Here is a 20,942-nt window from a genome sequence, read left to right as displayed (position 1 = left end):
TTTTTGATAAAATTCAAAAAAATAACAAAATAGGTATATCTACTCAATAGTGCATGTATTTTTTTGTGTAGTATTGTGGTACTGGAACAAGAATAATAAATCTTGATAATCTCGGAACAAAAGCAATTATTCTTAAATTCCAAAATAAATTATAAAACTATGCAAGAAAACCAAATTAGGACATTAAGTATAACAGAACTTTTGGGAAATAACTTCTACATTCCGGAATATCAAAGAGGTTACAGGTGGACTAAAAATAATGTTCTACAATTACTCAATGATATTTGGGAATATAGACAAGAACCCAATAATAGAAATACATTCTATTGTTTACAACCTGTTGTGGTAAGAGAAAGAGAACCTGACTGGCAAGATATTGACGGGAATAATGTAAAAGGTTATGAGTTAATTGATGGACAACAACGCTTAACGACGCTTCATCGAATTGTTACATATTTGACATTAGAATATCTTCAAAACAATTTAAAATCAGAGGGATATCCCGATGATTTATATTCTATTTATTACAAAACTAGACTTGAATCCAAAGCTTTTTTGGAAACTAATGATACTAACAATACTAAGCCCGATTTATACTATATGAGCGAGGCTTACAAGTGCATTAAAGAATGGTTTGAAGATGGAAAAAAAGGTAATTTAAGAGAACTTAAAAACAAAATGCTTGAAATAATTTTACCGAGCATTTTAATTAATAATGAAGGGGAAAAACAACTTCCTGAATGGAGTGTACAAGTAATTTGGTATGAAATTAAAGATAAAGAACAAAAGAGCGAAGATTTGTTCACACGTTTAAATCGTGGTAAAATACCTTTGACAAGTGCCGAGTTGATTAAAGCAAAATTTGTAAATTCTGACAGCTTCAAAGGAATGCCGGAAGACGATAAAATTAAACGCAGAACACAGTTAGTACAGATTTGGGATGAAATCGAGAACCAGCTTAATAATCAAAAATTTTGGGCTTTTGTATCAAACGAAAAATTAGATAGATATAGTAATAAAATTGAATATTTGTTTGATGTCGTTTCTAAGAAAATTCCAAATGAAAAAGATCCATTATTTAGTTATATTCATTTTTTCGATGAAAAAGAGACTGCTAATTCACTTTGGCAAAAGTGGGTAGATGTGGAACAAATATACCGTTCTTTAGTGTATTGGTATTCGAACAAAAATCTTTATCACAAAATCGGTTATCTGATAACCACAGGAACAGCAATTGGTAGTCTGATACAGATTAAAAAAGATAATACCAAAGAAGATTTTGAAACAAAAATAGATCAACTAATTGCAAATAGCATTGATAATGATTGGGAAGATTTAAGTTACAGCAAAAGAAGCGATCACAGTAAAATCACCAACGTTTTACTTTTAGCTAATATAGAACTAACCAGAGGTAATAAAAATAATAATGAGTTTTTTCCCTTTGAAATTTATAAAAACATTACAAAAAGTCTGGAGCATATTCACGCACAAAATATTGATGGAATTAACGAAAATAAAAAGGAGGAATGGTTTAATTGGCTTCGTTCTCATTCCAACATATTATTGAATGTTGCAACTGATAAAGAAAAAGCAAAGAAAATCATCGCAGAGGTTGATTTAATAGATGAGAAAACTTATCGATATGAGGACTTTAAAACATTAAGTGAACGAATTTTAAAACTTATTCCATCTGACGACACAAATGAAAATGAATATTTACATAAAATTCAAAATATGGCATTGATTGGGCTCACAGAAAATATTTCATTAAGTAATTCTGTGTTTGAAGTAAAACGACGAAAAATAATTGATTTGGATAGAAGAGGCGAATTTATTCCTTTAGCTACAAAACGTATTTTTTTAAAGTACTATTCTTCAGAAAATGGTCAACATTATTGTGTCTGGACAAAAGACGAACGAGAATCTTACTCAGATGAGATTCGACGTTGTATAGAATTATATAAACCTGTTATTATCGAAGAAAATGAGAAATAATTTTTTAGATATATTGAATAATAAGGTAGAAATACCAATAATTCAACGAGATTATGCACAAGGTAGAACAGATAACAAAACTAATAAAATCAGAAAGGACTTTTTGGATGTTTTATTTGACTTTGTTTCTAAAAAGCAAGCAAATCCTGAGGCCGAAATTGAACTTGATTTTATTTATGGATTCAATGAGGTTGATTCTAACAACCAAATTACATTTGTCCCAATTGACGGTCAGCAAAGATTAACAACCCTCTGGTTATTGTATTGGTTCGTATCAGTGAAAGAAATTATTTCAAATAGTGAAGTAATTTTTCTTTCAAATTTTCTTTATGAAACTAGACATAGCACTACTCAATTTTACAAAAATTTAATTCAATTCAGACCTAACTTTTCACACGAGGACGTTAGCAAAGAAATTGCAAATCAATCTTGGTATTTTGAAACTTGGGACTATGACCCTAGCATACAGGCAATGCTTGTTGTTTTAAAAGATATAGAGTTAAGATACAAATCTTTAAATACAGACTCTATATGGGGCATAATAAAAGATTGTCCTTTCTACTTTTATAAGTTGGATATGGACAAAGTCGGATTAACTGACGATTTGTACATTAAAATGAATTCTCGTGGAAAACCTTTAACTGAGTTCGAATATTTTAAGGCAGGATTCGCAGAAACAATTTCAGAATTAAAACAAAGAAAACGTTTCGAAGAAGCAATTGATGGGGTTTGGACAGATACCATCTGGAATATTATTTTTGAGCTAGGTATATTAACAGAAGATCAAGACATTGCTTTAACTGTTGATAATTCGTTTCTAAATCTCTTCAACTTCATTACTTCGATAATTTCTATCAAAAAAGACTTGAGAGATTCAAACGATTTTCGCTATGCAAATACGATTGATTCTGCTGAGTTATTAAAAGAAATTTACAGTGACGTAGAGAATCAGAACTTTTTGTTTGATACTTTAGACTCCATTTGCAAACAAGAAAAAGAAAATCCGTCATTTTGGAGTGATTTATTCTATGTAGACGAGCCCAAATTTGAATTAGGTAAAACAAGATTATTTTTTCAACACAAGGAAACAAATCTCCTAAAACGTTGTTTGCTCCATTTTTCTGATTCACGAGGTTTCTCTTTTCCTGAACAAATATTGTTATTAGCTTGTCTAACTCACCTTAAAAGACCAAGCAACATATTTAATGACCAAATCAGGACTTTGAGAAATTTAGTTGTCAATTCTGAAAATGAACTACGTGAATCTAATTTAGGAAATAGTTTTGAGGAAACTGAGCAATTTATCACAAATGGAGATTGTGAGATTTTTAAGACCTTTAAAACTGACCAAATTGAAGAGGAAAAATCTAAAGAAGATTACATTGCTCAACATTCTAGTAATAAGGAAATTCTTCAACGACTTGAGGATAGTGATATTTTGCGAGGAAGTATATCTCTGATTCCTTTAGTCGATGACTTTAAAAATAGAGCAGAGAAGTTTTTGTCATTATTTGATGAGAGTAGTATTCTTTCAGACTTCAACACAAAAAGCAATCTTCTTTTAAGTTTCGGGGACTATTCACAAAGAGATGGAACGTTGGCTAATTTAATGTCAAATAAAAATCGTGTTATCAGAAACTTTTTCACAACACCAGGGTACAACAAATCTCATTTCTACGAAAAAACACAAAAAATAGTTTTGCAGTGCTTAGATTATTTTATTGAAAATCAATCGGTTTCAATCCAGCAAAAAATTGATAAAACACTTAATGAATATTCCAATAAGCCAAAAGATTGGACATACTATTTTATGAAATACTCTTCATTCAGAGAAAATTGTAATCAAGGTTATTATTCCTTCAAGGAAGTAGGTGATTATTGCATTTTCAAAATGAAAGAAAGACAGTTCAATGGCTGGCATTGGGATCCTTTTTTGCAGGAAATTGCTAAGAATGCTAAGGTTAAAAATTTAAGCATAGATAATTTTGGGGGAAAACTTGTCTATTCCCATAATCGTAAAAAGATATTAATATCATCAGCTCCAAAGGGGTTTCTATTTGAAAATGGAATGAGCAATCGGAATGGAAACATTTTATTGGATGAAATGGAGAAGAAAGGAATAATTGATGATAATGGGTATAATTTTGTTCGGCAAACAGAAGACTTAATTGATTTAGAGGATAGAATAGAATTACTCCACAGAATATTAATTCGAATTGAAAAACTAAAAAATAATAAACGAAAGTAAAATCGAGACAATTGCTGAATTTGAAATGTTATTTCAGAAATTAATTCTGAAAGACTAACTTTCATTGGTGAAAACTATCAAGAACTATATCGTGGACAATCTAAAGAATTTTATTAGTTAAATAAATCGGGTATTTCCTGTTAAGCAACTTCAAGCTTATGAAATTGAACAATTAGAAAAAGAAACTATAAAATATTTTCAAGACCGATAAGTGAATCAACCAATCCCAAAAATTATATCAAATTATCTAAACGCTAAGATTTTTAAAATGAATGGCGTTGGCTTGGCCAAATGCTACATTCTAGACTACTGAGAAGATTTTAGCATTCTAAATTTATTAGCCAAATAGGTGGGAGAAAATTTAAATGGTTAATGCTTGCGTGTATATTTCCTAGAAGGTTTTAATTCACCTGAAAAATCAAACATATTAACTTTACTTCCTGCAAATGGATTATATGAGGGTTGATAGTCAAAATATCCTAATGAATGTAAATCCTTTATACATTTATGATAAGTAGCTTTTGAGCGAATCTTACTAATTCGCATAACTTCATCCCGAGAGATATTAAATGGATTCTTGAATCGGTTGAAATTCCAAAATTGAAATAAAGCCATATAGAGACTTAAGTGAGTAGGATTTAATGAGTTTTCTTGAGCTACTTTCCCATAGAGGGCTGTTAAATGTTTATTGTAAGTCATTTCCTTGATAATAATTTACTTTAAATTTATAGGATTAAAAAGATTAGAAAGGATGAGATAATATCAAGATTTACTATTTAGTAACCGCTCGATATCCGCGTGCTTGTAATATAACGTGCCTCCAACACGAGTGTAAGACAGCGTTCCATTAATACGAAGGTTTTGTAATGTTCCTGTAGAAATTTTGAGAAGTTCTTTAACCTCCGTGGATCTTAACCACGATTTGTTTTCTGAACTTTTGATATCTATCAATTTCTTAATCTCTTCCAGTAATTCTACTTTAAATTCTTGGAGGTCTTCTTTGGTTAAAATATTTATATTCATAGTTGCTCATTGTTTAACTTTCTTGAAGTAGTAAGTCTCCATTATAAGTCTGAAATAATATTTAATGTAATCCTAATCAATACTTTTTTCAACTATTAAATTCATCTCAAAATTATCTAGTAATTTACCATCGACCACAGTTACATTGAGTTCATTCATCAGCTTTTCTACAATCATTTTCATACAATTTGCTTTCTCAGTATCAACTTTTCCTATACTGTGATGCACGCTCATATTGTAATCCGTGAAAGAAAATATGTTGTTAGAAAATTGTTCAAATAGATAGTTGTATTTATATATGTCATTATCAGCGTAAATACATAATTGCCAAAGGGCTTCGCTGGTCATATAGTTGGGTAGATAAAAAGTTTTTACATAGATGTATGTTCTGCAAAAGGACAAGAAAAATAATGCGAAAATATTATCTACTCCCTGATAATTTTCTTGCTCTCCATCAATCAATTTATAAAACTGCAATGAACTTTGTAATGCACTCTTGTAATGGAAGTAAAGATCACTGTGTTGTGGATGATAAGGCATCTGCCAATGTGGCTCGGGATGATATTCATCCGAGGAATAGACCAAATGTTTGCCTTGTATAATGAAAACGAAGAAGCTTTGATATTGATATAGATTCTTTTGAATCCAATACCGATTGTGACCAAGCAATAAAAATCTGTACTCTTTTCCAAATATACTCGTTAAAGAATGAGTAATGGCTTTTATTTTTTCATTATTCACATTCAAACCAATCAAAAGTAAATAGTAGGTTGTCACTTCTCCATAGGTTGTTTTATGAAAAAAATATATTTGTTCCAGTTCTATAAAAGTCAGGATTCTGTCAATTGCCTTTTCAAGTATTTCATCTGTTCGATACTCTTCCATAGGGAATATATCCCGATCGACCGTATAAATTTTTTCATATTGCTTTTTGATCAGATGCTTCAATTCGTAGAATCTAGCTTCAATAAATGTAAATAACGAATCTTCGATGATTCTTAATGATTCAAACATTTCTGTATTGTAAATGATATCATCTTCGTCAATAGCTTTCTTTACTTTTGCGAAAAGTTCAGTTATAAAATATTCCCTTGGATTCTTTTTGACAAAATAGGATTGTAGTTCCGGAATATAAATCAACAATTGATTTATCCTTTGGTTCAGATCGATGTCACTTGTACTCTCTCCGCTATATAATTCCTCTAGGTATTCCAAGTCATAATGGATCAATTCTTCGAAAGAAGTAAAAACACTGTTATATGAATTCTCAGCATTAAGTCTTTCAATTTTTACCCTACGAATTTCGTGATCGTGATGGAAAGCGTCTTCAAAACGGTTGAATTTCTTCTTGTATTTTTTCCAAATCCTATCTATCAAAATTGATGATCTAGAATAATCATTTTGATAGATTATTGAAGATTTCTGGCAATGGTACTCTATGAAAGGATGCCCTTTTGATAATTGATATTGCAATCTCGAATAATCAATGAAATAAACGTAAACTTGATACTGGTCTCTAAATTCTTTCACCCATTTTTTTGAGCGCAATTTGGCTACATCTGCAAATTTATTGAGCTGAACCAAAATGTGTGATCGAGTTGTTTGCTTTTCTTTCTTATAGAATACCTGACCGATGGAATAATCCTTAACAATTTGTTCTAGTGTATTTTCAATAAACTCATTGGCGAGGATTGAAAACGGAGATTTATTTGGTGTTTTCATAGCTGAACGTTTTTAGATTCAAAACCACTATCATAGTACATAAAGATAGCTTCAATAAATAAACGAACCAAGGCAAACCACACCATCATATCAATATGTTCATCCATTTCGGTATCGTTGTCAAATCCTATGGTCTGTTTCAATAAAAAATCAGGGTCTTTCATCTTTTCCTGATATTTCTCAAAGTAATCAATTCCTACTATTGATAAGATTACAAGAAATAACTTATGAATACATTCCTCAGAAGTGATCGAATTTAATATATACTTGATACTGTCAAAATGTTTCAACTCATCATTTTCGGATCTTATCAGATTATCTTTATGCTTGTCAAAGTAAAAATGAATGAGTAATAACAGGCAGGACAGCAGTCCTGCCGTCTTCACATCCTGGACGCTTGCATCTTTGATCTCAATCTTTCCTGATAGCAATTTTTCCAATTCGTATTTTTGAATCAAATCAGGATAGCTATCAAGCAGTTCTGTGAGCCTGGCATTATTCAGTTGGTCACGCAGGCGGAATATACCTAATTCAAGATTTTCTCCTTGAGAATTCTGAACCATAATATCTAATGCGATTTCAGCTTGTTCTTTTGTATGTACAAGTTGTTTCTCTTTACTAAAGGGTGTGTTAGTTTTCATTTCTATAATTTTGCTTTAGTAAAGTTGACGAAGGAGTGAGGGATATTCTATTCCGAGAAGGGATAAATTATTCGGAATTTACGATTTTTTATTTTTGATTTTTTTGATACCTCTTTCACGCATTACCTGCGCTGCATCCAGCATTTTAACAAGGTAGATGTGCGGAGTAGTCAGATCGTAATCAAATTCCTCTTTGTAAGGTGAAAGCGATACGTGAACAATTTCATTAAGGAAAAACTCATATTCTTCCAGTGTTTTGCATTCAAATGCTTTTTCAAAAACCAAAAACGGATCTTCATATTCTTCTTTGTTTAAAGATGCCTGACTTATGATCTGCCATTCTTCAGGAGTCTTTTTTACTCTCCATTTTTTAGCTTTGAATGTTAGCAGATAAGCTCCCCTTATAAACGATTTGATAGCAGTATGAAAATCGAAGACATCTCCCGGACGTTCTTTATTACAGACCTCAGCTTTATAGACATACAGCATAATTTCGCTGAGTGTATTCTTATAACTGTCTACAGTACAGTAGTTGAAGAAAGCATTGATCAGTTGAAATGGATTTTCAATTTCATCGATTGCCCAGAAACTCGTCTCCAAAGATAATTTTATCTTTTTCATAAGAATAGGTTTTAAAATGTGAGAACTAAATTCTCTTGTTGCCACTGAGTAATCTATTCTTTTAGCGAATAAAATATCCGTTGGAAGGGATGTTTTACAGGATATTTTTTTAACTTTACAATTCAGACGAATTAACAGAAATGGCTTTATATTTAAGCCTTCAAAATTTTGATAACCGCTATGGAACAGAAAATACATCAAGGAAGAAATGTGAAACGCTTTAGAGAAATGCTTGGAATCAAGCAGGAGGCTTTGGCTTTTGACTTGGGAGAGGAATGGAATCAAAAGAAAATTTCTATGCTGGAGCAAAAAGATGTTATAGAAGATGATCTATTGGAAGCAATTTCTATTGCTCTTAAAATTCCTGTAGAGGCTTTTCAGAATTTTGATGAGCAACAAGCCATCAACATAATTTCAAATACTGTCAATAATAACGACAATGCTAATGGGAATTCTTTGTTTAGCTACTACCCAACAGTAAATCCAATTGAAAAATTAGTTGCCTTACACGAAGAAAAAATTGCTTTGTATGAAAGGATGTTGAAAGAAAAAGATGAAATGATGGATAGGCTGGAGAAGCTTATTAATAAATAATTGCATTATGATGAAAAGAACAATTTTGGTAATGTATATTGCATTACATTAATTCATTACTGCTCAGGAGTTTCCTCCGGTTATTAAGAATCCTCTTACTACATCGGGAAAATTAAAACTTAACTCCCTAGAGGTACATTAATTCAAAAACAAATTTTCAATTTCGGGAAGTTCAAAAATTTAAATCTGCAAAAAATAGTTTCCAAAGATACAACAGACAATTTCACTGAGAATGTACTTGGAATTATGACGGAATACGAAACATACGATAATGTTTCAAAAAGAACTTAAACCATTGAAAAACCTGAACTTAATAAATTAATATAATCTCTTTAAACCTTAGAAGAAAAGGAAAATCCGAAAACTATTATGTAGACCAAATATAAGTTCTTAACTCTTAGTTATATTGAATTTGCAGCTTTTTACAATGAGGGGAACAAAACTTGGACGAATTATACAAAATTTCCCTCAATGATATATAGCCAAAATTCTCTTAATGAATTCAACAAAGATGAATTAAAAGAACTGATAAAATTATTAATAAACATTGAAAAAGAACTCTAGAAGTTGACTAATTTGGTAAAATAAAAAGGCTTAATCATTTATTTTTAAGCCTTTTTATTTCTAAAAAATTTTAAGTACCAGCATTGATCTTTTATCGAATCTTCGATATATTCTTATACTTTCCTATTGATTGTTTTATTTTCAATTAAAATGTTATGAAAAAATAAAATATGAGTCCAAGAATAATTTTAACAGGGATAAACCAATCCCCAAGAACTTCCTATTTCATTAAATATTCATTTGTAACAAAACCACCAATACACTCTGTTGCCTACCCCCTTCAAATCCATTTAAAACCATTGTAAATTAATTATCTAAATAGTTTTAAATTAAGTTTCAATATTGTAAGTGCTCAATATTTTATCTGAGAGCTTTAAACATCTGCTCAATCGCCTTCTTTTTCTGCTCCATATTAGGATGGACATACAGATTTAATGTTGTACTGATATTAGAATGCCCGAGAAGTACACTTACTGTCTTATAATCACAATTACTCTCGATACATCTTGTAGCAAAGCTATGTCTCAATCCGTGAAATTTAAGGTCAGGCATATTAAGCTCCTTCATAAGGCCTTTGTAATAACTTCGATAAGTTCTCGGTTCTGTTGGTTTCGCATCATTTGTCAAAACAAAAAATGATGGATTAACAATCTTTTTAAAAGGTTTTAAGATTTTTAATAAATCTTTACTTATAGGAATTTCACGGATAGAATTTTTAGTTTTTGGTGTGTCCAATATCAATTCTGTTCTTCGGACTCCTTCTTCTATTACATATATACGTTGGATTGTCCTATTGACGCTTATAATTCCATTATCTGTATCAACGTCTTCCCAAGTCAATGCACATACCTCGCCAATTCGCATTCCAGCACTTAGGCAAATGTAAACACCCAGATTTCTAAATGTAAAATGTTCCTGAATGTAATTCATTATCTTTTTCTGGTCAGATTTGGTAAGTACCTCCAAGCTATGCTTTTCTCTTTCCGTTGGGAACTGTATATCAAAAGGTGTGTAATCAAACCATTTATTTTTTGCACCGAATTTGAGAATCATCTTTAAAACAATTAGGATATCTTTAATCGTCTTATGGCTTAAACCCACTTCTAGTTTTTTGAAAACAAAGTTTTGCACATCGGTTTCCTCGATAATAAATGCTTTACCAAAGATTGGAATTATATGATTTTCAATTAGAAGTGTGTAAGCAGAAAAACTTGATTTTTTAACGTATTGTTTCTTGTTTACTTTCCATAGTTCGATGACTTCGGACAATTGTTTTTGTTTAATCATTATTTTTTAAATTTAAATATCAAAGGAAAGCAATTAATGATTCAAAAACCTTGAGGATATTAATTTGTTAATGTTCCCAATTTGAGATTTCCGGGGTTTGATGGGGAATGGGATTTGGTATTTATGACAAAGGTGAATGTATCATATTTGATGATTTTACAATGGATATAAAATTTGTTGATTTTCTATTTAAAGTAAAATCTTCTGCCATTAAAATTTTAACTACTAAAACTGATGTTAATTTGAAATTTATGTTTGAATATTTATCATTTTTAGGGTTGTCATCTAATGATCACAAAAGGCATTATATTTCTGAAATAGAGCGAATGAAAATTCCATTGCCCGATTTTAATAAACAGAGTCAAATTGTTAATACATTGTCAGGCATTGATAAAAAAATAAAAAATGAATTTGAGATTTATAAATTATTACTTGAACAAAAACAATATTTGCTTGCTAATTTATTTATATAAATAGATTTACAAGTAAATATTGTTTTTGCTTTTCTAGCTTATTTAAAAAATTGTTTTCAATATCAATCTTTATGTCAATAGACGAAAGAAAATGGGAGATTTTGGTTTGTTCTTGTAAAGAAGGAGTTGATATTTTAAATTTTGAAAATTCGGTTTTGTTAATAATGGGCATTGTAGATGAACTCTGTGTAGATTTTATAAATTCTGAAATGTTTGATAAAGCATAAAACACGAATTCATTATTAAACTCAGGTTTGGGAATAATGGAATTAATTTGTTGATTTGTTACACAAGATTTCATTGATAAACTCATTTTGCCAATAGAAGCTATACAAGTGTACATTATACTCTTAGGTGGTAATATTCTTAACTTATTAGTCCTTTTAATTGTCCGCTCAGTAGAATACTGGTACTTACTTTCTGTAATATCAGTTGGTGTAACAAATTGTATATCCCCATTCCACAAGTTTAAGTCATTTGTACTTGGTGTTTTTCCTGTAATTATTTCTCCAATATTACCAAGTGCTATACTGTGCCATTCAGGATAACGATTGCCTTCTTGATCATTAAAATTTAACTCACAAGAAAATATTTTCTTACTAAGCGTATTCCTTTAATAAATTAAATCCTCAATCTTAGCCGTTATCGGCAAAAATATAAATAATATCAAATTTTATTTATTGTATATTTGCCGATGACGGCATTTATTATTAGTTATGAATTATATTTCGGTCAACGAATTTGCAAAAAAATGGAATATTCCGGAAAGAACTATTCGGAATTATTGTGCTACGGGAAAAATCAAAGGAGCTTTCCTAACAGGTAAAACTTGGAATATTCCAGAAGATTCGACATTGCCGGAGAAAGGGAATAAGAAAAAATATAGTAATAATATTTTACTCAATCATCTTAAAGAACAAAAAGAAATGAAGCTCAAAGGTGGTATTTACCATCGCACGCAAATTGATTTGACCTACAATTCCAACAAGATTGAAGGAAGCAGGTTAACCCACGACCAAACCCGCTATATTTTTGAAACCAATACCATCGGAGCATCCAAAGAAAGTGTAAATGTGGACGATATTATAGAAACTACGAACCACTTCCGATGTATTGATTTAATCATTGATAAAGCTAAAAATAAACTCACTGAATCATTTATTAAAGAGTTACATTTTCTCTTGAAATCAGGTACTTCAGATAGCAGAAAAGATTGGTTCAATGTTGGTGAATACAAAAAATTGCCTAATGAAGTCGGGGGAAATGAAACTTGTCCGCCTAAGGAAGTATCTTCAAAAATTAAAGTATTACTTTCTGATTATCATAGTATTGAAAAGAAGAGTTTTCAAGATATTATAAATTTTCATTATCAATTTGAAATCATTCATCCTTTTCAAGACGGTAATGGTCGTGTAGGTAGGTTGATAATGTTTAAAGAATGTCTCTGCAATAATATAGTTCCTTTCATTATAGATGAAGAGCTCAAGTTATTCTATTACAGAGGCTTACAGGAGTGGACTCATATAAGAGAATATCTGTTAGACACTTGTCTTACAGCTCAGGATAATTATAAAGCTATTCTTCAGTATTTTGAAATAAAGTTTGATTAGATTTGGGATTATTTTTCTTTTAGTAAAGGGCTAAGTGAAAAGTTATTTTCTAGGGAGATTAGATTTCAGGAATTTAACGATGAGTGGAAATTACAGAGTCTGGGAGATATAGGAGAAGTATTTAATGGGCTTTCAGGGAAAACTAAAGACAATTTTGGAACCGGTAAACCTTACATCCAATACAAACAAATTTTTGATTCTTCCAAAGTTCATATAAAAAATTGTGGATTTGTGGAAATTTCAGAGAATGAAAATCAGAATCGTGTAATGTATGGTGATGTGTTTTTTACGATTTCATCTGAAACACCTAAAGAGATAGGAATGTCTTCGGTCTTATTAGAAGAAGTAGGTGAAATGTATTTAAATAGTTTCTGTTTTGCCTATAGACCATCATCATCTCAAGTCATTAATCCACTTTTTTCGAGTTATTTATTCAGAAGTTTTAATTTTAGAAAAGAAATAATTAAGCTCGCGCAAGGCAGTACTCGATACAATATGTCTAAAGGCGAATTAATGAAATTAACTATCATATTACCATCTTTGGAAGAACAAAAAGATATTGCTCAATTGCTTTTTTCAATTGATAGTAAGATAGAGGTAGAGAAAACTATTTTAAATAAATACCAATTTCAAAAGCAATATTTGTTACAGAACTTATTTATATAAACAAGTTCTGTAACAAATGTTTTTTCTGTTGTTGATATTTTTTAAGAAGTTTACTTTCTATGGCTACTTTGTTTGATAAACTATCCAGAGCTAATATGACTTTTTCCTGTACATAAATATTGGGAATTTTTACTTCAAATTTTTCTAATGCAGATTTTTGAATATTGGGTAATCCAGAACCTACTCGTAGTGCCATAATTTTGTTTTCATTTGCTTTCAGGTAATAATATAAATATTTGTTTTTAATGCTGTTATGAATATTATTTAGTGTATAGCAATGCCCTCCATACCAAAATTTAGAATTGTTAAACTGAACATATCCACAGGAATTTCCACCTTCACTTATCGAAATTGTTTTTGCTTCTGAATTATATTCAGAATAGTAGCCAGATGGTGATATTCCTCCATTCATTACATAATAAAGTCCTGTTTCAGATAATTCAGATGCGTTTATTTGTTCCCCTTTTTTTATAATGCAAAGTAATTTTAAAGGTAGAACAGAAAATTGAAATCGCCCTGCCTCAAATATTTTTTGATAAAGCCCTTTAATTAAGGTTTCTAATTGTTTAATTATTTTGTTTTGGGTGTGGATGCGTTCATCAATGAGCGATAGAAAAGATGAGATTTTTTGTTGTTCCAGATTTGTTTTGGGAAGAAAAAATTTAAAACTCGAATACTCTTGTGAATTAATACCTGGTTGCCCTGACCTCATAGACATCAATTGTACCCACTTTTTATATTTTTGTGTCTGTGTTTGACTAAATATAAATTTTGAATCATATTCATTCCTAATTTTCGCCCTAATTAGAAATCCGGCAAAATATAATTTCCCATCATCACAATGATATAAATATGACTTCCCCGTACTTGCACCTGTCCTAGCAAATAGGACATCATTTTCTCCGACTAAATATTTTTCATCTATATTTCCTGATGGAGAAACTGGATTATCGGATTTATATCTTGACGAATTTTCGTCAATATCAGTAATTCTGATGTATTTATTAACACCATCAAAATTTTTTGCAGATGAATTCATTCCATAGTCAAGGCTAATAGAACATTCTCCTAAAGTTACTTGTTCCCATTCCCCATCAAACCCCGGAAATCTCAAATTGGGAACATTGCTTACTTTTGATTTTTTATTTGTCATCTTGATAATTCAACTTTCGTTAGTAAAAACATTAAGGATTAAAAAATTAAAAAATAAGTCCTAGTTCCTTAAAGTAGCCCTCAATTTCTTTGTCCAATTCAGAACGCTTGGCCTCCAAAGACTTGATTTCCTGCATCACTGTTTGGATGTCTATTTCTTCCTGAGCCTCAAAACTATCGACATATCTTGGAATATTTAGATTGTAATCATTTTCTTCAATTTCCTGAAGTGTAGCATTATGGCTATATTTAGCAATCTCTGCACGAGTACGATATGTTTCAATAATTTTTTCAATATGTTCTTTACGAAGCTTGTTTTGGTTTTTCACCTTATCAAAATCTTTGCTGGCATCAATGAATAAAATACTGTCGTCTTCTTTTCGGCATTTTTTTGCCACAATAATACAAGTGGGAATGCTGGTTCCGTAAAAAATATTTGCAGGGAGTCCGATAATAGCATCAATATAATTCTTCTTATCAATCAGGAATTGCCGTATTTTACCTTCGGAACTTCCTCTGAACAAGACACCGTGAGGAGCCACGCAAGCCATCGTTCCCTGCTCATTCAGATGATATAACATATGTTGGATAAACGCAAAGTCTGCTTTGGATTTTGGAGCTAAAACTCCTGCAGGACTAAATCTGTCATCGTTATTAAATTTAGCAGCAGCACTCCATATAGCAGAAAATGGAGGATTTGCAACGATAGCATCGAACTGTCGGTCACCAAATTCGTCTGCCTCTAAGGTATCTCCATTTCGGATATCAAAATCTTTATATTTTACACCGTGTAACAGCATATTCATTCGGCATAAATTAAAAGTCGTTGGATTTTTCTCCTGTCCGTAAATAGCATCTGCCTTACCATTCTTTGCTGTTCTAAGTAGTAAGGAACCACTTCCACAAGTCGGGTCAAACACATCTTTTAATCGTGTCCTGTCCGTGGTAACAACTTCCGCTAGAATCTCACTTACTTCTTGAGGCGTGTAAAATTCCCCCGCTTTTTTACCTGCTCCAGCCGCAAACTGAGAAATCATATATTCGTATGCATCTCCCAAAATATCAATATCGTCAGCCTCTTTCAGTCCGAAGTCAATTCCATTTAAAGCAATAAGCACTTCACTTACTAATCTGTTTTTATCGTCTGCAGTTCTTCCTAATTTAGGCGATGCTAAATCTATATCGGAAAATAATCCTCCAAAATCATCTTCACTTTCCTGACCTATTGTACTGTCTTCGATACGTTTCATAGAACGTTCCAGTGCAGGCAGTATATTTTCTTTCTTATTTATCAGGTCAATTATAGATGAGTAAAGATTTTCAGGCTGAATAAAATATCCCAGATTTTCTATACAGGTTTGTTTGATGTCTTCTTTTAAACTTTCATCTTTACCATTCCACGCTTGTTGGAATGTTAAACCATCGTAAGACAGCTCATCATTCACGTGCATTTCTATTTTCTCTGATAGGTATTTATAAAAAATAAATCCTAATGAAAAATACATAAAATCACTGGGTGACATATTTCCTCTTAAGGCATTTGCAACCATCCATAGTTGATTTCGGAGTTTTTCCTGTAATTCTTCGCTCATTTTACGGGTTATTTAAGTTGTAACAACAACTATTATTTTTTATTTATTTTTTCTAAAAGATTGTTTTAAAAGACTGATGATATAGTCGATATCATCCAAATCAGTAACTTTTATCTCATAAGAGCCATTTCCCCAATGCCCTACATTAGAGACATCTCTGGCTACTTTTTTTTGGTCTTGCAAATCTCCGCTTTTAAGATTTACATAGATTTTGATTCCTTTGCCCTGCAAAACAATATCACAAAAAATATTATTATTGACTTTGAATCCAACGGTCTGTTTTTTTGGCTGAATGGTAACATCGTCACCCAATGAAATCAACCTGCGTTTGATTTCATCATACAGTTCGAGAGTTTCGGAACTTGTTTTTTGCAGATGGTCTTGTTCTGTAAAAACTTTTATTTCTTTGTTTACAGCCTCAACAGTTTCATCGTTTTTAGATATTGTTTTAATACTTTCTTTTGCAGATGTTTTCTGTATCTGCTCAAAAGAGATGGTATCGTTTTCAAATCTTTTAATTTCCCATAACTCGATAGGTAAATCTTTAAAATTGATTGCTTCTCTCTGATAATTGGTAAATTGGGGAGAAATAAATATCACTTTGGATTGGCTCCAGTCAACATCAGTTCTTTTAAGTGTATGTTTTTGTTTCTCGTTAAATTCCAGAATGAAATCTGCCTTATTATTAAGCATCAGTGATAAATAAGCATACCCCTGGTCTATCACACTGAAATTTTTATCTCGCTTATATTCTATAATTGTAAAAGAATTTGTCTCTCTATCAAAAGCCAATGTATCTATGCGAAAATTATTCAGAAAAAACTCAGAACAAATAAAATCTAAATGTAACAATGTCTGTAGATTTATTTCTACCAAGGTTTGGATTTCTTTTTCAAATCTGAATGGAAACTCTTTTACAATTTTTAGTTCATTCCCAATTTTTAATATAGCCATATAGGTATTTTGGTTTAGTCCCAGCTAAAGACTTCAATAATATTTCTTAATTTCTGAGAGACTCTTTCCATTATACTGCGACGCTCTCTAAGACCTACTTTTTTTTGTTTTACAGCCTCCTGTATTATTTCCGGCTTTTCACGTTGTAGGTAATCGTATTCGGTAATATATGCCGATAATGCGGTTGGGTCAATATCCTCCTCATTTGCTAACTTCTGAATAGCTGAATCTCGTTTTTTTCGGATAAATTCGTTCAACCTGCTTTCCAAGTCAATAGAACCATCTGCTTTCGATTTTTCAAAACCGTCTTTATTATTATCAATATTTTCTTTAATAAAATCGTCAATCAAAACCGCTTTGTTACGCATCTGCGAATCATTGACCATTGTATCCAAAATTTGCTGGCGTTCTTTTTTATAATCACTGTTATTAGGATTAAGACCAGCTATCAATGTTAATATATATGCCACATTAATGATATCACTATGCAGTAATTCCAAGCAAAAATCAATATCTTCTAATCCTTGCGGGTCATTTCCATAAGGAGCTGGTTCTTCGCCAACTCCAGAAGGCTCGGTAGGAGGAGCAATAACGCCTGTAGCAATATCCATATACTTACTTCGGAAATCCATAAATTCCTGCTCAGTCATCGGGAAAGATTCTTCGGATGTATCAAAGTCTTCATATATCTGGATTTCTGCCCGTTTTTTGATAATCTCACGAAATGAAAGTACAAAATCACGTTTGTCATATTCGCTTTTCAAAGTGTCTATAAATTGAACTTCAGGATATTTTTCTTTGAAATCCTCCAATAATTGTGAGAATTCTTCTTTTACTTCAACATAAGGTTTCCTAATAATAAATTCGTTCGGTTGGTTATTGCTGAATAATTTGATAGCTGCATCAACATTTGACTTCAGGTCACGAAAGCAGACTATTTTACCAAATCTCTTTTTTTCGTTCAGAATCCGGTTGGTTCTGCTGAATGCTTGTACCAACCCGTGATATTCCATATTCTTATCTACATATAATGTATTCAGTTTTTTTGCATCGAAGCCTGTTAAAAACATATTGACCACCAAAAGCAAATCAACCGGTTCCATATCTTCTTTTTTCTTCTTCATTCTAAAATTGACGTCATCATAATAAGCTCCGAAATTTTCAACTGAAAAAGAAGTGTCAAACAATTGGTTGTAATCATTCATAATGCTTTGCAATTCATCTGCATTTACCTTTTCATTAGCAAAGCCTTGATTCATTCCTGTTTTTTCGTCATCCTGATTATCATTGGCTGCGTATGTAAATACGGCTCCGATTTTAATTGTCGGGTTCAGTGATTTGAATATTTTGTAATATTTCAATAATGCTGGAACGGACTGAGTTGCAAATAAAGCATTGAATTCTCCATCATATGTTGATTTGTTAAAGTTATTCAAAATGAATTTTGCGATTTCATTCATTCTGGAATCCTTCATATAATCTCCCGTTAGTTCATCTTTTCCCTTGTAATATTCAACTAGAAAACCAAGAACATTCTCATCAGCAATTGCGTCTTTTATAAGATATTTATGCAGGCAGTCTTCAAATATTTCAGCAGTAGTATGGTCATTGGAATTTTCCGCAAAAATAGGAGTTCCTGTAAATCCAAATACCTGTAGGTTTGTAAAAAAATTTCTGATGTTACGATGAGATTCTCCAAACTGGCTTCGATGGCACTCATCAAAAATCATAACGACTTTTTGTTCCCTCACTTTCTGCAAATATTTATTGTAACGGTCTTTAGTCACAGCATTGTTCAGTTTTTGAATGGTAGTAATGATAATTTTTGAATTTCCTCCCAAGCGCTTAATCAACTCATAGGTATTATCCGTACTATCAACGGCTCCCTTTTCAAAAGCATCATATTCGCTTTGCGTTTGAGTATCCAAATCACGCCTGTCTACTACAAAAATCACTTTGTCTACGCCATCAATCTCAGCTGCCAATTGTGCTGTTTTGAAAGAGGTTAAAGTTTTACCTGCTCCAGTCGTATGCCAGATATAGCCATTTTTGCTCGTATTTTCAATTCTGTCCAATATTTTCTCTACAGCATAATATTGGTATGGACGTAAAACCATCAATGAACGGTCTCCCTCGTGCAAAACGATATATTTGCTAATCATTTTTCCCAAACTACACTTTTCAAGGAAAAAATTAGCAAATAAGCTTAGGTCATTGAATGGATTATTAAGCATATCCGTCCAATTGAAAGTATATTTGAATCCGCCATTTGGATTATTAGCAAAATATCTTGTATTCACACCGTTGGAAATAACAAATAACTGAATATAATCAAACAAGCCCTCAAAGGAAGTTTTATGATAGCGCTGAACTTGATTGTACGCTTCCTTAAGCTCTGTACCTCTTCTTTTCAGCTCAATCTGGACTAGTGGAATACCATTAATAAGAATAGTAACATCATACCTGCATTTTCGCCTTCCCTCTGTTGTTATCTGGTTAGAAACCTGAAATTCGTTTTTGCACCATTTATTTTTATTCAGAAATTCAATCCATATACGTTGACCATCTTCGGTTTCCAAAGGATATAAATCACGAAGTTTTTTTGCTTTTTCAAACCGAGAACCTCCCTCCAGATGAATACGGATTTTTTCAAATTCCTTGTCTGTAAAAGATGATTTTCCGATTTCGGCTAATCTTTTTTTATTATGCTTTTCTAATTGCTTTTTGAAATTAGCATAGAGGTTTTCTTCTTCTTTTAGTTGTACATACTCATAACTATTATCAATTAGAGTTTTTATGAGTCCGTTTTCTAGGGCTTGTTCACTTTGAATGGTCATTAGTTATATTAATTTACTGAATTCAAAAAAAGTAATGATGTCTATTATTAATTTTTAATGTACTAAAATATTAAATGTTTTCCTGTTCCTAAAGCTTTTTTAAACTTTTGTTAAAAGGATAAAATTAAATCATTAATACTTAATCTATTTACGGTTTTCCTTAAAATAAAAAATAATAGCCTCAGAAAGGAGGCTGTCAAATCCAACATAAAAAAGAGTTTTTAAAATTCACACATCTTGCGAATACAGTGTTCACAATGAATAAGGTCTGATATTTCAACCTATCTTTTATAGAAAACGCTACCATATCCCATATCTAATCAGCAACTTACCATAATCTATATGGTCTTCTCCTTGTTGCTCTACTTCGAAAATATACTTACCTACTTAACGTTATATTATCATTAGTATATAATTGCCTTTACAGAAAAAGGAAAGAAAAAGAAATTTTGGACAAATATTTAGAACTGGAAAAAAGAATTATTGACAAAGATAAATCACCGGAAAAAGTTATTGAGGCTATCTATGCAGTAAGAGAGAATAAGATTGCTGTTTCCCGAAGTAGCAATAAGTGATATTTTAGAAAAACTTAATAATTTTGAACAGAAAAAGGGATTTCTAAAAAAAGGACTTGCCCAGCAGGAACTTGCTAAAAGTTTTAATACTAATATCACCTATCTTTCTTTTGTAATCAATGAGTTTAAAGCTAAGAATTTCAATACTTACCTGAACGAGTTGCGTATCCATTACATTATACATAAATTGTATCATAATCCTGACTTTCTGAAATATACAATTGAAGGGTTAATCAAAGAACGTGGTATCACTTCCCGTCAGAATTTCTCAGACCTTTTTCAGGAAATCAACGGTATCCGACCAACAGATTTTATAAAGCAAAGAAAAAAAGAGTTAGAAGAACAGGGAGATATTTCAGCAGCCATACCGTCATCAGAATCTTAACAC

The 20,942-nt window shown here is 31.4% G+C and carries 19 protein-coding genes; 8 read left to right on the top strand and 11 right to left on the bottom strand.

Translation table 11 applies throughout. The features are described from left to right. The first annotated feature begins 159 nt into the window (after nt 1-159). Together AC5P2S_RS06985 and AC5P2S_RS06980 are read left to right on the top strand one after the other, a co-directional pair. A complete protein-coding gene (locus tag AC5P2S_RS06985; protein ID WP_241315100.1) occupies nt 160-1,995 on the top strand; it encodes a DUF262 domain-containing protein in 1,836 nt (611 codons plus the stop codon). Continuing rightward, nucleotides 1,985-4,243, top strand: a complete 2,259-nt coding sequence (locus tag AC5P2S_RS06980) for a GmrSD restriction endonuclease domain-containing protein (protein WP_494556716.1) — start codon at nt 1,985-1,987, stop codon at nt 4,241-4,243. The genes AC5P2S_RS06985 and AC5P2S_RS06980 overlap by 11 nt, the downstream gene beginning before the upstream one ends. 369 nt (nt 4,244-4,612) lie before the next feature. Here the strand turns inward: AC5P2S_RS06980 and AC5P2S_RS06975 are convergent, their stop codons facing one another. The 5 genes from AC5P2S_RS06975 to AC5P2S_RS06955 form a co-directional block, all read right to left on the bottom strand. Further along, a complete protein-coding gene (locus AC5P2S_RS06975; RefSeq protein WP_241315104.1) occupies nt 4,613-4,942 on the bottom strand; it encodes a hypothetical protein in 330 nt (109 codons plus the stop codon). A gap of 63 nt (nt 4,943-5,005) precedes the next feature. Further along, the gene (locus tag AC5P2S_RS06970; RefSeq protein WP_241315107.1) at nt 5,006-5,266 is read right to left on the bottom strand and encodes a helix-turn-helix domain-containing protein; all 261 of its coding nucleotides are present in this window, start codon (nt 5,264-5,266) and stop codon (nt 5,006-5,008) included. Nucleotides 5,267-5,338: 72 nt separating this feature from the next. After that, nucleotides 5,339-6,988, bottom strand: coding sequence for a hypothetical protein (locus AC5P2S_RS06965; RefSeq protein WP_241315109.1), 1,650 nt, complete (start codon nt 6,986-6,988; stop codon nt 5,339-5,341). After that, nucleotides 6,985-7,629, bottom strand: coding sequence for a hypothetical protein (locus tag AC5P2S_RS06960; RefSeq protein ID WP_241315110.1), 645 nt, complete (start codon nt 7,627-7,629; stop codon nt 6,985-6,987). The genes AC5P2S_RS06965 and AC5P2S_RS06960 overlap by 4 nt, the downstream gene beginning before the upstream one ends. Before the next feature lie 78 nt (nt 7,630-7,707). Next, nucleotides 7,708-8,250, bottom strand: coding sequence for a hypothetical protein (locus AC5P2S_RS06955; protein ID WP_241315112.1), 543 nt, complete (start codon nt 8,248-8,250; stop codon nt 7,708-7,710). Between the two features lie 180 nt (nt 8,251-8,430). Here AC5P2S_RS06955 and AC5P2S_RS06950 point away from each other — a divergent pair, with 180 nt between their 5' ends. Next, nucleotides 8,431-8,844 (top strand): helix-turn-helix domain-containing protein, encoded by a 414-nt coding sequence (locus tag AC5P2S_RS06950; protein WP_241315114.1) that lies wholly within the window; start codon nt 8,431-8,433, stop codon nt 8,842-8,844. Nucleotides 8,845-9,768: 924 nt separating this feature from the next. Here AC5P2S_RS06950 and AC5P2S_RS06945 read toward each other — a convergent pair. Continuing rightward, a complete protein-coding gene (locus AC5P2S_RS06945; RefSeq protein WP_241315116.1) occupies nt 9,769-10,695 on the bottom strand; it encodes a tyrosine-type recombinase/integrase in 927 nt (308 codons plus the stop codon). A 107-nt stretch (nt 10,696-10,802) separates the two neighbouring features. Between AC5P2S_RS06945 and AC5P2S_RS06940 the strand changes: the two genes are divergently transcribed. After that, nucleotides 10,803-11,168, top strand: a complete 366-nt coding sequence (locus AC5P2S_RS06940; RefSeq protein WP_494556715.1) for a restriction endonuclease subunit S — start codon at nt 10,803-10,805, stop codon at nt 11,166-11,168. On the opposite strand, the gene AC5P2S_RS06935 is transcribed toward AC5P2S_RS06940, so the two are convergent. Continuing rightward, entirely contained in the window at nt 11,161-11,670 is a 510-nt protein-coding gene (locus AC5P2S_RS06935; RefSeq protein ID WP_494557014.1) for a restriction endonuclease subunit S, read from the bottom strand. The two genes, AC5P2S_RS06940 and AC5P2S_RS06935, sit on opposite strands and share 8 nt — an antisense overlap. Before the next feature lie 214 nt (nt 11,671-11,884). Between AC5P2S_RS06935 and AC5P2S_RS06930 the strand changes: the two genes are divergently transcribed. Beyond that, entirely contained in the window at nt 11,885-12,778 is an 894-nt protein-coding gene (locus tag AC5P2S_RS06930) for a Fic family protein (protein ID WP_277622908.1), read from the top strand. Then, nucleotides 12,779-13,444, top strand: coding sequence for a restriction endonuclease subunit S (locus AC5P2S_RS06925; RefSeq protein WP_494557013.1), 666 nt, complete (start codon nt 12,779-12,781; stop codon nt 13,442-13,444). Here AC5P2S_RS06925 and AC5P2S_RS06920 read toward each other — a convergent pair. From AC5P2S_RS06920 to AC5P2S_RS06905, 4 genes are read right to left on the bottom strand one after another with little or no spacing between them, the layout of a single operon-like run. Further along, on the bottom strand, nt 13,437-14,597 hold the full coding sequence (locus tag AC5P2S_RS06920; protein ID WP_494556714.1) for a restriction endonuclease subunit S: 1,161 nt from the start codon (nt 14,595-14,597) through the stop codon (nt 13,437-13,439). The genes AC5P2S_RS06925 and AC5P2S_RS06920 overlap by 8 nt on opposite strands. A 46-nt stretch (nt 14,598-14,643) precedes the next feature. Continuing rightward, on the bottom strand, nt 14,644-16,188 hold the full coding sequence (locus AC5P2S_RS06915) for a type I restriction-modification system subunit M (RefSeq protein WP_241315124.1): 1,545 nt from the start codon (nt 16,186-16,188) through the stop codon (nt 14,644-14,646). Nucleotides 16,189-16,227: 39 nt separating this feature from the next. Next, complete coding sequence (locus tag AC5P2S_RS06910) at nt 16,228-17,142, bottom strand: DUF5655 domain-containing protein (protein WP_241315127.1); 915 nt, start codon at nt 17,140-17,142, stop codon at nt 16,228-16,230. Between the two features lie 14 nt (nt 17,143-17,156). Next, nucleotides 17,157-19,979 (bottom strand): type I restriction endonuclease subunit R, encoded by a 2,823-nt coding sequence (locus AC5P2S_RS06905; protein ID WP_241315128.1) that lies wholly within the window; start codon nt 19,977-19,979, stop codon nt 17,157-17,159. Between the two features lie 449 nt (nt 19,980-20,428). Between AC5P2S_RS06905 and AC5P2S_RS06900 the strand changes: the two genes are divergently transcribed. Further along, nucleotides 20,429-20,554, top strand: a complete 126-nt coding sequence (locus AC5P2S_RS06900) for a hypothetical protein (protein ID WP_494556713.1) — start codon at nt 20,429-20,431, stop codon at nt 20,552-20,554. Next, on the top strand, nt 20,526-20,939 hold the full coding sequence (locus AC5P2S_RS06895; RefSeq protein ID WP_241315130.1) for a helix-turn-helix domain-containing protein: 414 nt from the start codon (nt 20,526-20,528) through the stop codon (nt 20,937-20,939). Before AC5P2S_RS06900 ends, AC5P2S_RS06895 begins: the two co-directional genes overlap by 29 nt. Nucleotides 20,940-20,942: the final 3 nt, after the last annotated feature.

It is taken from the genome of Epilithonimonas sp. 33E, assembly GCF_059372615.1.
The sequence above is the reverse complement of the archived record's forward strand: the minus strand, read 5'-3'. Positions and strand labels throughout refer to the sequence as shown.